The sequence below is a fragment of the Vibrio sp. Vb0349 genome, from assembly GCF_033338975.1.
The window spans coordinates 15,775-31,304 of the sequence record NZ_JAWOTS010000028.1 but is presented as its reverse complement, the minus strand read 5'-3'; the positions used below and the strand labels follow the sequence as shown (position 1 = coordinate 31,304).

Genomic DNA, 15,530 nt, shown 5'->3' with positions numbered 1-15,530 from the left:
ATCATAAATTAACCAATCTCCTCTAATTTCACGATTTTGCCAAATGCATCACATTATGCATCAATAAAAAGCCATCAAATTCAATAAAAATCAGATAGTTAAATGATAGCTTAATCTCTATTCCAATTTTTATTTTTTATTTCATGCTTGATGTGTACATTTAGTGACTGTATTTAAATCTATCAAAACAAACACCGTGCAAATAATGACCATTCTCACAATCACCTTTCTTTAAAGATGTATTCCTTTTTATCTGTCCTAAAGTTCTGCTGTCTTTTTAGACATAATACATTTTTTCTTACATTTTAAGATTTCAAACTTAAGGAAAGAATATGAAATTCAACAAGAGTTTGTCTGCCGGGCTCATGTTATTCGGGAGTTTAATCGGGGGGGCACCAAGTTATGCCCAAGACGTTCCCAAAACCGCCTTCGTCCATTTATTTGAATGGGGTTGGCAAGATATTGCTCAAGAATGTGAAGAATTCCTGGGCCCAAAAGGATTTGCTGCCGTACAAATCTCACCCCCTCAAAAAAGTGTTGATAACCCCGCTTGGTGGGCTCGCTATCAACCTGTCAGCTATTCTTTTGAAGGGCGCAGCGGTAACCGAGCGCAATTTGCAGATATGGTTCAACGCTGTAAAACAGCGGGCGTGGATATTTATCTCGATGCTGTCATCAACCATATGGCAGCATGGAATCGGAATTTCCCAGAAGTTCCTTATGGAACGAATGACTTTAATAGCTGCACCAGTGATATTAATTATTCCAATCGTTGGTCCGTACAAAACTGTGATTTAGTCGGGCTTAACGATCTGAAAACCAGCTCCGAATATGTGCGGCAAAAAATTGCGGACTACATGAATGAGGCCATCAGCATGGGCGTTGCCGGATTCCGTATTGATGCAGCCAAACATATCCCTGCTGAAGATATTGCCGCGATAAAAAGTAAGTTACACGGCACCCCTTATATTTTCCAAGAAGTGATCGGAGCGGAAAATGAGCCAGTAAAACCGGGGGAATACACTTATATTGGTGATGTGACTGAATTCTTCTTTGCTCGAACCCTTGGCCCTAAATTTAAACACGGAGGAATCAAAGATTTACAAGGGATTGGTTCATGGAGTGGCTGGTTAGGCAACAGTGATGCGGTGACTTTTGTAACGAACCATGATGAAGAACGTCACAACCCAGAACAAGTACTCAGCCACCAAGATTTTGGTAACCTCTACTTCCTCGGTAATGTCTTTACGTTGGCCTATCCCTATGGATACCCCAAAGTCATGTCAGGCTACTACTTCAATGATTTTGATGCAGGCCCCCCCGCAACTGGCATACATACGGGTAACGCCTGTGGTTTTGATGGAGGAGACTGGGTTTGTGAACATCGCTGGCGCGGCGTAGCCAATATGGTGGCTTTTCGTAATCACACTGCAGCAGAATGGCGCGTGACCAACTGGTGGGATGATGGCTATAACCAAGTGGCCTTTGGCCGTGGTGGGCTAGGTTTTGTTGTCATTAACCGAGACGACAACAAAGGCATCAACCAAGGTTTTGCTACCGGAATGCCAGCGGGTGAATATTGCGACATCATCAGTGGTGACTTTAACTCACAAACGGGAACATGCAGTGGCACCACCATCAGTGTAGACAGTTCAGGTTATGCCCATTTCACCGTGGCTTCTCATAATGCGGCGGCCATTCATGTCGGAGCAAAAGTAGGACAAACCTGCACCGATTGTGATAGTGATAGTGATAGCGATAAAAAACCAGCAACTCCCGTCACAGCAACCAACCTCTGCTACGACAATGCCGCTAATCACACTTCACCAACACTCTACTACTGGGGAGCACAACCAGCAGGCTCACTCACAAACGCCACTTGGCCTGGCGTTACCATGACGGCAAATGGTGATTTCTATTGCCATGATGTTGAAACTGAGCTTTCAAGTGTGAATGTGATTTTTTCAAATCAAGGTGCCAATAAGAGTAACGATCTCACCACCACTACAGGAACGTGTTATAGCGATGGTAGCTGGAAATCTTTAGCCGACTGTGGGTTTACCCTAATCACAGAAGAGGATAATGATAACGATAATGCCACCCAAATCTGTTATGACAATCAGCAAGGTTTCTCTCAACCTTACCTCTACTTCTGGAATGTGGATGCAGCAACGCCTATTGCTAACGCAACTTGGCCAGGGCAAGCAATGACTCAACAAAATGGTCAATATTGCTATGACTTTGGTACTAACCTCACTAGCTTGAAAGTCATTTTCAGTGATCAAGGCAGCCGCCAAACACTCGATATGAATGTTTCAGCACCAAACCTTTGTTATGCCAATGGTGAATGGAAAGATCTCTCCCAGTGCACCAGCAACACAAATGGTGGAAATGAAACTTGGTACTTCCGAGGAACAGCAAACGGATGGGGATTAGCCGCATTGGATTACAATGAGCAAACCGGCCTTTACACAACAACCCAAACCTTCAATGGTGAAGAGTCACCCGCAAGGTTTAAAATTGATGATGGTTCGTGGACAGAATCCTACCCAAGTACGGATTATCAAGTCGGCGACTACGCCACCTATCAGATTCATTTCAATAGCAGTACAAAAGCCATCAGTGTGACACAACACTAATAACCTTATCGGTACAGTCTGAAGACTGTACCGATTTTCACCTCTTACAACCAATCCTTCGGATAAGCATTGAATTTATTTGCGGGGCTGCTACATTCATGAGGTTCAATCCGAGATTCCGCAGCCAATTTAGGAATAAACCGCTTCATACAGTACACCAAGAAGCCTAAGGAGCTGAGTCTGATGCTCTTGAACACCCGTTATGAAGCTTTGGCCGCCAAATTCGAGCGTGTCGATACCTTCGAATTTTAAGAATACCCAACGTGCCGTCGGTTTAGTTGTCGTCTTGTTCTTTACCATGCTAGGAAAGAATTCCTCGGTCTTAGTGAGACTCTCTCGGATTTTGTGCTCTAAGCTCGCGTAAACGAGTAGGCTAAGCGTCATGATCATCAGTAGTGCCTCGATTCGCTGAGGTTTCTTCAGGAAAATTGATGATGTTAAGAACTCAGGGCTTTTCAAAAAGCGAAAGCCGCGCTCAACCTTTTGCTGAGACTTGTAATGCTCAAGCAATGCAGCCATTGTGAGATCGGCGTAGTCAGTATCGTTGGTGGCGAGAATAAACATACCCACTTTAAGCTTGGCCAGTTTCACTTTTTCTAGATCGGTATAAGGCGTAGCATCTATCAAATAGTGGTATCCCCTTGGCTTTTCGTCTTTCTTTGGCCGACCACGACCTGAATAGATTGGCTCTTTAACGATGGTTGATTGTGCAAAACCAAGCAAATGACACTGGCTGGCGAAGTCGCCCATTGCTTGCTCGGCATCCACTGCGCAGGCAAACCTCTTTTTCATTAGTTGGCCCAGCGCTCTCTGCTCTTTGGTGATATTTTTGTCTAAGTTGTGAGAGAGTAATAAAGTCTCATACCAAGTAATAAAGATTCATACTGAGTATTAAAGTATCATATTAAAATGGCAGCGCAGTCGATACGCTGCCATTTCTAAATCGAATCTGCCCCAAAATCGTTTTCAGCTATAACATACATGTTAGAAGATAACCGGAATTTGCCCAAATCCTGCTCATGTGACGGCAACAACAATCATGCAGTAAAAATGATTTTTTATGTTGGCAAGGTCACTTCGGGACAAAAGCGCCTTACAAAAAGATCATCAAACTCAGATTTCAAGACTGGTTTAATCAAGTTCGAAAAGCAAAGGTTCTTGCTTCCACTCCGCAGGAAAGCCCATTGCAGATATAAAACGATTGGCTATCGGATATTTATCAAATAAGTGGGCTAACGCAGGTCCAAGCTTTTCGTCGAATTTAAGCCCTGAGTATATTCGTTGTAACGCAATTACCGAAGTATATAAGCGGTTCAACTGATCGTGAGCTTACGGGAAGATAGCTTACATCGGTGCGCAGAGTTGGCTCCAGACGAAGCAGGAGCATTTCTTGGTTAGATATTAGATAGGTAATTCCAAGGTAGGAACTGCTGTGGGGTCGCCTTTACTTCACCTTGTTTACGCTGCAGCGTATTGAAGTAATCCAAGACGTTGATACCGGCTTCGGCTGACGTCGCTATCATTCCCATCACCACATCAGCAATACTGGCGCCAGCTTGAGTTTTATGGAACATCGCATTCTTACGGTTTCTGGCGACCAGTTTGAGGGCTTGCTCCGCTTTGTTATTGTCTATCGGAGCCCCTTCGATGTGGCAGAACGCGCTAAGCCCGTCATAGTGTTTATTGAAGTATCCAATCGCTTTGCCAAGACCACTATTTTCTTCAACACGCCCTCTATTAAGTTCTGTCTCTCCCCATTCACGGATCTGCTCCATCACCGGCAGAGATACTTTCTTATGCCACGCAAGTCGCTGCTTACTGCTGAGTCTCAAGACTTTGGCCTCATGATCGTTATCCCAGATCATTCCATACCACTTTAATACCTGTTCAACTTCGGTTGGGAATGAGTGAAGCACTTCCGCGAACTGCCGCCGCCCGTGACTATTGCACAGACAGTGTTGGACTTCATAACCAAGAGATGGGCGATTGCTGGATAAGGCATCGCTCATCAATATGGGAGTAGATAGCGTTTTACCGCGCTCGCTCAGCAACTCGTCAATGAACTCGCCCGCATGCCCAATGTTCGTTTTGTATAACACCACATTGTGCCCGCCTTTTAACCCAGCGACTAAACCCGTACTGTAAACGCCGGTGCGCTCTCGCATTTTGGTGCCATTGCGTTGCGGTTTTTCGATTGGGACTTTGTCTAAGATTCGATTACTCGTGTCGTCTAAGTAGTAATGCTCGGCGTTGGCTGCAAAAATTCTAAGCAGGTTATAAACGGGTTGTAAGCTATTGGCTACCAACTCAACTTGGTCAAAAATGGTTGACGCTGTAAGCTTTACTCCCATCAGAGCCTGCATGCTTTCTTGGCAATAATAAGGCGCACCAGCACAAAACTTATGCAGAGCCATTAAAGTGCGAGCACTGTAACCGTATTTCTGACTCGGCCCTCCATCCTCAACGACATCATCAGGCAATGTCGCCTTGAAGTACTGACCGCACGCATTGCAGCGCAAGCGTTCCATAACATGCTGCTCAGCTACGAATGGGCTTTGCCCCGTGATACGCAGCAAGGTAGCCGGCTCATACTTATACAGCTTGCCTTGATGGCACTCCGGGCATGCATCGCCTTTCCTTAGGTCGGTTAATTTGTGCTGAGTAACTTTTGTTTTTACCGGCACATCAGGTTGAGTCGCTTTAGGTTTGGACCGTTTTTGACCACGTTTTTTGTTCTTCTTGGCTTTCTGGCCAAGCAGGGTATCCATGGTCTCTGACGATCTGACCATTCCCACCAGTTTACGCAGTTTATGCAAGGTAATATCGTTATCAGATAAGCGCTCTTGTAAGGCCGCCAGCGTTTTTAATGCTTTCAACAGGATATGACAATCTTCCGCGCTCAGTGCCAGGTCATGCTCTTTCGCCTCCTGCACTCGCTGGATAAGTCCATCCAACTCTTCGCTATCTATGTCGGTAAACTCTTGCGCCACTTTCTATCCTGTCGGCTAATGTGCTCTGATGATGTATCTCATTATTTCAGCTCAGCATGATCGGTCAACTCGATCGAAACGATCGTTTGTTTGAACCCGTAGACTGTGCGTTTGTTCACACTCTTTGCCAGCCTGGCAGCCCTGTCAGCAGGGCTTTCAATTGCCTAGCGACTAAAGGCGTGATCGTCTCTTGAGATTTCCTCGGCCAATCTTGAAAGCGCCCTTTGGTCAGGCGCTTACTCATCAACCAGTATCCGGAACCATCGTAGCATAGCGCCCTTAACATGGTTCGGCGTCGATTGGTGAACACAAACAGGGTACCGCTACGTGGCTCTTGTTTGAGCTGATGACGACAGAGGGCGACAAAGCCATCAATTCCACAACGAAAATCGGCAGGCTTAATGGCCAGAAGGATTTGGGTCTGCGCAGTTAGATGGATCATGCTAATGCCCCCACATCTTGCAGCAAGGTTTGGAGCAGATGAAGTGACAGCTCTCCGCTAATACGAATTTGACTTGAGTTTGGTAGCGTCATTTCAATGCTCAAACGATGCTCTGTATTAGGCTCAAATTCGTGCTCGATAGGCAATGACATAAAGTCAGAGGGGGCGGTGGAACTGACAGCAGCATGGTCACACCAAATCTTGAGTTGTCGAGCGTTAATCCTCAACGCAGTAGCAATGTGATTATGGGAGTGACTGTCTGCTAATTCAACGGCCAATTGTCGAAGTTCGTTAGGAGTGTGAGTGCGTTTAGTTCGGTTTTGGCACCAGTGATCAAACGCGGCAATGGCTTGTTCTAGTTTATGTTGTGGCACGGTGTCGATCCTCTTAATGGACAGACACTCAGTAAATCACGACTTGTTGCTAAAAGTTGAGCTATACTGCCGTAAGCTCACGGTTTATTTGCGCAAAAGTAGATTTAGATATCATTAATTCAGTCTCATTGTAGATATTAATCCTTCAGATTTGTACTTTAATATTTTAGTTATCACTTTGTTCTTATTGTTTTTGTAAGATTGAATTTTAATATGCTTTTAATTACATAATAGGTAAGTTAAACGAATAGAGGAGAAACGCATGGATGTTTCAGATAATAGGCGGAGATCGACCGTTCTTATCCCCGTTTTTATACCTGCAGTTGTCGTTATTGTATTATTGGTAGTCGGTACCATTTCTAACCCAGAGAGAGCTGGGGACTTTTTTTCTCAATTATTATCAGAAGTAACCACTAATTTTGGCTGGTTTTATATGCTAGCTGTTGCGATATTTTTGGTTTTTATAGTAGCAGTGGCAGTCAGTAAATGGGGAGAGATTAAGTTAGGTCCCGATCATGCGGAACCTGAATACAGCTTCATGGAATGGTTTGCTATGTTGTTTTCGGCAGGGTACGGCATCGCACTTTTATTCTTTGGTGTAGCAGAGCCAGTTCTACACTATGCTTCACCACCAACCGCAGCACCCGAAACGGTTGAATCCGCCCGAGAAGCGATGCAAATTGCATTTTTCCACTGGGGTTTTCATATCTGGGCTATCTATGGTTTAGTCGGTTTAGCACTGGCGTATTTTGCTTTCCGCCATGGCCTGCCTCTTTCAATGCGCTCGACGCTTTATCCGTTAATTGGGGATAAAATTCACGGCCCGATTGGTCATGCGGTTGATGTGTTTGCGATTTTAGGTACGTTATTTGGTATCGCGACCACATTAGGATTGTCGGTTACCCAAATTAACACAGGCTTGCATTACTTATGGCCTGATATTCCAATTAATAGCACCGTGCAAATCATTGCTATTACGCTAATCACATTGTGTGCACTGGTTTCCGTTCTTGCAGGTATGGATAAAGGGGTAAAAAACTTATCGTTATTAAATATTGCTCTCGCAATATTGCTGATGGTCTTTGTATTTGCAGCAGGTCCAACTCTCTTTATTCTTAATACCTTTATGCAAAATACAGGTAGTTATTTAAGTAATATTGTTGAACGCACATTTAATCTACAAGCATATGTCGCCAGTGATTGGATCGGGAACTGGACACTGTTTATCTTTGGCTGGACCATCGCTTGGGCACCATTTGTAGGTTTGTTCATCGCGAAAATTAGTCGTGGTCGTACCATTCGGCAGTTTGTTGTGGGTGTGATGGTAGTACCTACTACCTTTACTTTTCTATGGTTCTCCGTGTTTGGTGATACGGCCTTGCACATGATCATGACAGATGGTTATCACCACATCATTCAAGAAGTGCAAAACAATAACGCTATCGCCTTATTTAAGCTGTTTGAACGCTTGCCGATGACTTCGATTATCTCGTTTCTTACGGTTATCTTAATCATTACCTTCTTTGTGACTTCATCTGACTCCGGTTCACTTGTGATTGATTCACTGGCTTCAGGTGGTGTGCACGATACGCCTGCATGGCAACGTACTTTCTGGGTTGCAACGGAAGGGATTGTCGCTTCTGTTCTACTCTTAGCGGGTGGTCTGGGTGCTTTACAAACGGCGAGTGTGGTGAGTGCTTTGCCTTTTGCCATCATTATGTTAGTTGCTATGGTGGGTATGATCAAAGCTCTCCGTATTGAAGGCCACCATGAAGACAGTCAGCAACAATATATGCAGTCTCAACAGTCTAGCTCTACGGGGGTAGGGAAAGGATTATGGAAAAAACGCTTAGCTAATTTAGTTGATTTCCCAGATCGCTCTGATGTTGAAAAATTCATTAGTGTTACTGTTCTCAATAGTATGAAGCGTGTTGAGCAAGAGCTGGAAGAGCAGGATTGGGAAGCGGAAGTGAGATTTGACGAAGAGCTGTGTCGCGCACACTTTGAAGTGTTCAAAGAAGGGCAAGTTGAGTTCATCTATGAAATTCGCTTACGTGGTTATGACTTGCCTGAATTTGCTTATAATGAAGGTGAAGTGCCAGAGGATAAGTACTACTACCGTGCAGAAGTCTTTTTACGCCGCGGTGGTCAAGCGTATGATGTTTATAACTATGAACAACAAGATATTATTAACGACATCTTGAACCAGTTCGAACGTTATTTACACTTCCTACATATTTCGCCGGGCATCTTACCGTGGAATATGCAAGAGCATGATATTGATGTGCCACCGGAAGATCCATCGAACCTTGAATTAACATAATCTCCACTCAAAGCCTCATCAATCTGCTGAGGCTTTTTTAGATTGGTATAAAACAAAGCAGAGCCACATTAATTTTGCAGTAGCTGAGATAATTCCGGTGTTGCCCTGTGGCGTCGATATCGCAATTAGAGTGTAAAATTAATTGAAATAACAGCGCAAATATAACAATAAGAGAGAAGTTTCTCTCTTTGCTTGGTGGATCACCAAGGTGCGGTCGAAATCCTTCTGGTTATAGATACGGTCTTCAATCAGGTTACCCTGTTTGTCGAGCTGCCCTTTGGTTGGGCGCCAACCCTGCAGATCAACGTCTATATCGACCCGCACCACCTTGTAGGGGGCAAGAAAACCATCTTCGATCCCCTCTTTGAGGGAGTAGGTATAAACAGGGTCACCGAAGTAATCGGTACTGGAGACGGTTGCGGTCTCATTTAAAACGGTACAAACAGGGTTACTTGACTGCTTAGTATGAAACTTTATTCCTCTCCTACACATATCGTTGCCTTCGACTTTAAATAGTAGCTAATACATATATATATTAGCTACTATAAGTAAAAAACAAAGCCTCCCCTGGTACTATTTATTCAGTCCGCACTTGAAAAGTAATTTTTAACAAAATCATATTTAACGTTTGTGCTAGCCATATTTTATGGCTAGCAATTTTTGCGTTTGGTGACGTTGTCGTTAGCACTTATTTGGTGCATCTCGTCTTTCATCATGGGCGGCTCAAAATAGATCGCTTCAATAGGCGAAATTTGTCTAGGAGATCGGTGGCGGTCCACTTTTTCGCTTACAAATTCTCATCCATTTCACTCAAATCTTGCCATTCCATGCGCGTTTTCGCATTACACAATGAATAAATATCTTTATAATTATGTAATTATTGTCAGAAGACAATATAGTTTCATCGAGTCCAATAAAGTCTGATCACTTACAATAAAGTTTGTCACTTTTCCTCTGTCAGTTCACTTGGCAGAGGTGATGCGAACCGACTATAGCAAACACGCCTTTGCCCCAAAACAACTCAGAGAAAAAGTTATTGCACATTTCGTTCCTAGTGTTTTTCCTTATCAACATTTATCCGAAGGAGTTTGGAAATCAGCCTTTGAGAAATTATAAGGCATCGTGCAATCGAAAGCGGGGTTAACTTTCATTAACCATTTGATTACACATTGAAGTGATATTAAAAAAGTTGCATAATCACGGAATGAAAAACGGCTTTTAGCCGACTAATAAGCGTTATGCTGCTTTAAATTAACTTTAGGATGAGTGAAATGAAATATGTAAAATCGATTTTATTATCAATGTTGTTTCTAGCTGGTTGTGGTGAAAGCAAAGATAATTATATTGGTAGTTATTTATATAAATCTCCATTTACTGGTTCGGAAATCTTAGCTGAGATAAAAAAAGATGGGGATTCTTATATTTTTATTGAAAATTTGAAATATCCATCAAAAGTTTTTCCTCTAAGTATTGAAGATGATGGTTTGTCCTACAACGGTAAGTTGCTGAAAATATCAGAGGACCAATCTAAGTTATACTTCGCGGGGATAACAGCAGATAGAATGAGCCAATCTATGCTAGTTGAGCGTGAAGAAGATCAAAGAAAATTGCGTGAGACATGTAATAAGATTCAGGCTGAAATTGATCATGAAACATCATTAGGGCGGAGTACGAAAGATTGGAATACATATGTTAGAAGTGTTCAAAACACTGCTCCAGAAGGTTGCGATCTTAAAGGCTTGAATCTCAAGTGGTAGTCCAGCAGCATAACAAGTTGTTCAAGAGGAATTCGCAACGCGGCGTCACTTCTCAATACGTAAAGTTATCCGCACTTTTCTAATTTAGGTGATTACTCTAAGAAAGTTTTGTCCAGAAGTGAGTTACAACGAGTATGATACTTTAATACTCATTTGTAGCTTGATTCGGACATGGTGGTAGCAATTAGTATGAATCTTTATTTTTGGTTATGTTTAATCTTAAACGGTTCGATCAAGGGTGCTTGACTGTTTAGTATGAAACTTTATTCCTCTCTTACATAAGTTCTTATAGAACGTTACCTCTTCTCGCTTGGTTGCTTATTCACTATGAATCAACAGCCACTTCTGAGATACCGAGCCATAATCAGCGTCAACCCAGCAACCCGAGTAGCCATTACCGATACGGCTCAACTGCTCTGACTCAAGGTTCATTAAGGCTTCTTTGGCTGACTTAATGGTCATTGGAACACGCGTAATAAACTTCTGTTGTTGCTCATCCAGTGAACGAATGCTTTCTTCGGTGTATAGAGCGGCATCGGCGATGAAGTAGCGACTGTTTTGAGCTGCCTTCAGGCAATGAATATGCCGTTTAGTGACCTCTGAGAATGCCTTAGAATCGTTGGTGTTGCCACTAAGCGCTTGCATGTAAACAGGTAGGCCTGCTTGGTTTTCACAAATCAGCTCAAGGACCACTTGATTTAGCTCTGGACGGTGGTCTCGGCTGTAGCCTTTTACCAGCTTGATGGCATTAAGATCTTCGTCTTGGGCGTATTCACCATCGACATGGAAGCTAGTGATATCAAGGTGGACAGAGTCTGTTTTAAGTCCTAGCTTATCAACGACATGCTCTGCAATCGCTTGATAAAGTGCGGCGACATCAGCTTCATATAAAGCATCTAAAGTACGTCCGAGTACATCGTCAGTTAAATGGTGCGCTTCAATGTCTTTAGCGAGCAACTTGGCAACAGGCTTTGTCTCGAAGAAGTCAGAGAACATATGCAGCGTTCTACTGTGAAAGCCAAGGCCATTAAGAATCATTGCTAAGACTGCATCGCCATGTGAAACATTGTGATCCGAGTACTTAGGAATGATGCAATCAATAATGCCTGGTAAACCGATTTCATGACAGAAAGCAGCGATTAGCCCTAAGTGGTCTAGGCGTTTAATGACAGGTTGAGCAGCAGAAATAATAAAGTGACCGTTAAATAACAGTAATAGATCAAAACTGGGGATCGCGGTCAAGATGTCTGTCGCACTAACACCTGTAAACGCTCACTGGATCACATTGTTTTAATTCTGAAATTGGCTGCGGAATGACGGATACAGTGGGCTAAAGAGATGCAAGCTGACGCTGAGATGATGGAAAAGCTGGGGCTTTCCACTGATGAAATTGCGTTTTACCGTGCATTGGTCACCAACGAGGCATCTGTGCGCACCTTGGGCGATGACAACCTGCGCCAACTCGCCATTGAACTCACGCACCAACTGCGTAAATCCGCTACTGTAGATTGGCAGAAACGAGAAAGCGTGCGAGCAAGGATGCGTAACCTTGTACGCCGTTTATTGCGTCGCTGGAAATATCCACCTGATGCGGCTGAAGAGGCGATTAAGCTGGTACTGGATCAAGCAGAAGTGCTGGCTGACGGGTGGTATGCGGCATGATTAAATGAAAGGCAAGGCCTGAGAGCCTTGCCTTTCTATTAGTTATTAGTGTTGACATTGGTCGTGTCTTATCATCTCACTTTCTGCTGAATATTATTTATAGTGTGTTTGTATTTAGAGAATGATCCCAGTAGTTTTCTTTTCCTCTTTAGGCTTAACGACTTTTGGCTTCGCATGTTCTGTATGCTTTCGTTTTGACTTCGTATAAGCGGACTTACGTGCAATACTATGATTTTCGATTTCTGCAATATTTCCTTTTACTACTTTTGCATAGGCAAACTTAGGTAATACTTTGGTCACTTCAATGGTCGCAACTTTGATTTCATCGTGGCCTAAACTCTCTTTTGTCACTGGATCGATAAATTTTTCACCCAAATTGAAGACATCAAAGTATTGTCCTTGCTTAACTGTATTGCCGCCCGAGTTCAAAACTAAAGAGCCATTATCGCCAACTAAAACCACTAACGGATAAATATTATCTTTTAGTTGGTTAAATATTTTTTTCGAAGCAATATCAACCAGAAGATTCAAATTGTTTCTACTTGAAGTGGTTGGAATAGTTGCTGACCATTTCACTTGATTATTGACAACATCGAGAATTTGAAATTTTACCAAAACTTTAGAGCTATAGTAGGTTTTCACATCTTTAATGCTTTCCCCTGTGAGCTCTACGGTACGTGAGTTATCGACGACACTTTTGTTAGTGTTAGCAGTAACAACCTGACCAGTTACAAAATACTGTAACGTTGGGTCGAGTCTGTCATATAGTACTTTGAACTTTCGGTCTTGCACCAAAAGTTCTTCGACTTTTTTGCCGATAATAGTGCCTTTTGGGCCAGAAAAACTACCAACAGCGATTGTTCTTCTTTTGGCATTTTGATCTTTTATTTTCTCTCTAGGGTCAACCTCAACCTTAACCTCTAACTTTACCTCACAGCCATAACTTGAACACTTTTCATGTAGCACTTTGTACTTAACGTTCCCTCGCGAGTATGTTGCAGTGCCATCTGCCATAGAGTCGTTTAACTGTTTTGTCTTTCCGTCGTTAATTGATGTAAGGAGTGAAGTGCGGGCACTTTCAATAGATACACCTGAGACCTGTTCTACCGCACGCCTTAAACTGACATCAATAGCCTGATCTAATGTTTCTCCTTGCCCATTTGTTATAACTTTCTCATAACTTGCAGCACTAGATAAACATGAGAATAAGCTTGCTGCGCAAAGTAGTATAAGCCTTTTATTCATGTTAAAAATCCGCCACATCAAACATATCTTCCGATTCAGCCGAGTTAATGTTATCAGAGAGAGTTTCTGCTCCCAGGGCTTCTTGCGCCAGCTTTTCAGCACTCATTCCACTTGCCATATTTTTTGCACTCACAATCTTCTTGGGATGCCAAACGAGTACCGTCCCCACCATTTCATGCCCCATCACAGGGTGTTTACGACGCCATTCAAACTCAGTACTTACACCAGTCATATTTTGTACACTTGATGTCATTGAAGCACTTTGTTGAACGGATTTGATTAATTCATTAGTTAAGCCTGGGGACTTTTTGCGAACAGCACCTGTTATCAAATCGAACTGCTCAGCTTTACTGACACGGTTTTCTTCTGAAGTTGACTCTTGGAAATCGCCATTCAGATTATAGGTTTGTGCCAAGCTCGCCCAAGCGTTGTTCGTTGCAAAGCTCTTAGCTGCTTTACGTTCAATTTTTCTTTCCGTTGGTGAGGATGTATAAGTAACGCCTGCTTGACCGTATGAAATCAACATGGGATAGCCGTCGGAGTCATAGCTAACTTGAGTTCCTACCTTCAGATATAGACTGTCTTTTTGGTTATAAAACATATCGTAGATAGATGTCATTTTAGGGTTAGCTTTATCTTTCTGTGGTGTAATTTGACCGCCGGAATCGATCATTGCACGAACTTGATCTCGTTTATTTGCAGACAAAGCAAGTACAACCCCAACTGTTCCTTGACCAGAATCTCTGATTTCCTCATAGGTTTTGATAATCATCATTCCAGCCAAATCACCGTATGAAGACCTTATAGTTTGCTTGATCACTGATTCTTTAAATAGATCGCGCTTGATCGATGGTGGGGCTGCTTCAAACTCTTTTGGATCAATCCCCATTTCTTGTAATTCTGCATCAAGTTTACCTTCCAGCACCGCAACCACTTTATCTAAGAAGCTTGCCATCTGAGAGTCACTCTTAAAATCCTCTTCAGTCGGGGTCGGCAAGCCGCTATTTTTTGTCATGGAGTAAAGCATGTTATTTTCGACACTGGTATTTAGTGTTTGTAAGTATTCTTTTTGCGCCTCTAATACGGCCTTATCTAATGCTGCTACTCGAAACTCTGCCCATCGAGGGTCATTGCGATCTGCCATGATTTCAGCAGAACCAGAATAAATAAATACACTATGTTGCTTACCCTGTTTATATAAGGTGCGTTTTACGTTTGACACATAAGCATCAAGCTTTTCATCAATGGCATCAGTGGTATCAACATCGTTTTGAACTTGGACCACATCTTTATCGGTTTGTTTGCCCGCAGCCTCTTCTGTTATTTCTGCTACCGTTGTTGTATCTACTAAATTACCTTCTTGAGATGCATGTGTTGGTAATGACAAGCCCGCGATTACCATTGCTGTAAGTAATTGGTTTAATTTCATTTTTAATCACCTAACCCTCTAACTAAAAGTAATGGGCAGCTTTCACTGCCCATCATTTGACGCTACCTACCAGCTCACACTTGAGCCATCCGCTACCTTGCCGACTACTCGCTCTCCTTCCCAATACGCTAAACCATTTTCTATATTGGTTAGTGACATTTGGAAATAGTACTCAATTCGTGTATCTCCGTTATCTAGAGTTGAGTCTCGCTGAAGGATTTTGCCTGATAGGCTAAAGTCTGGGGCTAGTACTTGGTTATCTCCTTTGACACTTGCCTGTTTGACCATTTTGGAATTTTTTAAATCACGCATTTTTTTTGTGGCATCGTCCTCACCGAATGCAGTTGTTACTAAGAACTTGCCTGATTGAAGTAACTTAACTCTTAAAGATTTGGTTAGCTGATCAGTGTCTAAGCGCTGCATAGTGTCATTCTCAATGCCACTTACATAAATAATGTATCGACCACCAACATCTGCTTGAGGGTGAGTCATCAATTTATTAGAAATAATGTCATCGGCCATTTCATTTGCTGCTTTCGAGAAATCAGCGTAAGAGAGGGCTGCTACCACATTTGTCGTTGTATCAGCAGCATCAATATAAGATGTGGTTGTTTTACAACCAACCAAGCTCATCGCAGCTACAACAGCTGCAATTGTCAATTTTTTCAT

At 42.8% G+C, this 15,530-nt stretch carries 9 protein-coding genes and 4 pseudogenes; 4 read left to right on the top strand and 9 right to left on the bottom strand.

Features of this window, described 5'->3' with window-relative positions; genetic code table 11:
• The first annotated feature begins 332 nt into the window (after window positions 1-332).
• A complete protein-coding gene (locus tag R7Q47_RS20275) occupies window positions 333-2,639 on the top strand; it encodes a starch-binding protein (protein WP_104966161.1) in 2,307 nt (768 codons plus the stop codon).
• Between the two features lie 129 nt (window positions 2,640-2,768).
• Here R7Q47_RS20275 and R7Q47_RS20270 read toward each other — a convergent pair.
• The 4 genes and pseudogenes from R7Q47_RS20270 to R7Q47_RS20255 all read right to left on the bottom strand — a co-directional run.
• Window positions 2,769-3,479 (bottom strand): annotated as a pseudogene (locus R7Q47_RS20270) (IS1634 family transposase); the annotation flags it as partial.
• 554 nt (window positions 3,480-4,033) lie between these two features.
• A complete protein-coding gene (gene tnpC, locus R7Q47_RS20265; RefSeq protein WP_318089351.1) occupies window positions 4,034-5,629 on the bottom strand; it encodes an IS66 family transposase in 1,596 nt (531 codons plus the stop codon).
• A gap of 115 nt (window positions 5,630-5,744) precedes the next feature.
• Window positions 5,745-6,071: an IS66 family insertion sequence element accessory protein TnpB gene (gene tnpB, locus R7Q47_RS20260; protein WP_188046902.1), complete on the bottom strand. Its 327-nt coding sequence runs from the start codon at window positions 6,069-6,071 to the stop codon at window positions 5,745-5,747.
• Complete coding sequence (locus R7Q47_RS20255; RefSeq protein ID WP_213905044.1) at window positions 6,068-6,445, bottom strand: hypothetical protein; 378 nt, start codon at window positions 6,443-6,445, stop codon at window positions 6,068-6,070. Before R7Q47_RS20255 ends, tnpB begins: the two co-directional genes overlap by 4 nt.
• A 262-nt stretch (window positions 6,446-6,707) precedes the next feature.
• Between R7Q47_RS20255 and R7Q47_RS20250 the strand changes: the two genes are divergently transcribed.
• A complete protein-coding gene (locus R7Q47_RS20250; RefSeq protein ID WP_213905045.1) occupies window positions 6,708-8,768 on the top strand; it encodes a BCCT family transporter in 2,061 nt (686 codons plus the stop codon).
• 192 nt (window positions 8,769-8,960) lie between these two features.
• On the opposite strand, the pseudogene R7Q47_RS20245 reads toward R7Q47_RS20250, so the two are convergent.
• Window positions 8,961-9,194 (bottom strand): annotated as a pseudogene (locus tag R7Q47_RS20245) (hypothetical protein); the annotation flags it as partial.
• A gap of 845 nt (window positions 9,195-10,039) precedes the next feature.
• Between R7Q47_RS20245 and R7Q47_RS20240 the strand changes: the two are divergent.
• On the top strand, window positions 10,040-10,525 hold the full coding sequence (locus R7Q47_RS20240) for a hypothetical protein (protein ID WP_213905046.1): 486 nt from the start codon (window positions 10,040-10,042) through the stop codon (window positions 10,523-10,525).
• A 321-nt stretch (window positions 10,526-10,846) separates the two neighbouring features.
• Here the strand turns inward: R7Q47_RS20240 and R7Q47_RS20235 are convergent.
• A pseudogene (locus R7Q47_RS20235) lies at window positions 10,847-11,713 on the bottom strand (IS1634 family transposase); the annotation flags it as partial.
• 132 nt (window positions 11,714-11,845) lie between these two features.
• Here R7Q47_RS20235 and R7Q47_RS20230 point away from each other — a divergent pair.
• Window positions 11,846-12,187: pseudogene (locus tag R7Q47_RS20230) on the top strand (type I restriction enzyme endonuclease domain-containing protein); the annotation flags it as partial.
• A 114-nt stretch (window positions 12,188-12,301) separates the two neighbouring features.
• On the opposite strand, the gene R7Q47_RS20225 reads toward R7Q47_RS20230, so the two are convergent.
• The 3 genes from R7Q47_RS20225 to lpoB form a co-directional block, all read right to left on the bottom strand.
• Window positions 12,302-13,432, bottom strand: a complete 1,131-nt coding sequence (locus tag R7Q47_RS20225; protein WP_213905047.1) for a hypothetical protein — start codon at window positions 13,430-13,432, stop codon at window positions 12,302-12,304.
• 1 nt (window position 13,433) lies between these two features.
• Window positions 13,434-14,861 (bottom strand): DUF6844 domain-containing protein, encoded by a 1,428-nt coding sequence (locus tag R7Q47_RS20220; protein ID WP_213905048.1) that lies wholly within the window; start codon window positions 14,859-14,861, stop codon window positions 13,434-13,436.
• 66 nt (window positions 14,862-14,927) lie between these two features.
• Window positions 14,928-15,530, bottom strand: coding sequence for a penicillin-binding protein activator LpoB (gene lpoB / locus R7Q47_RS20215; RefSeq protein WP_005393740.1), 603 nt, complete (start codon window positions 15,528-15,530; stop codon window positions 14,928-14,930).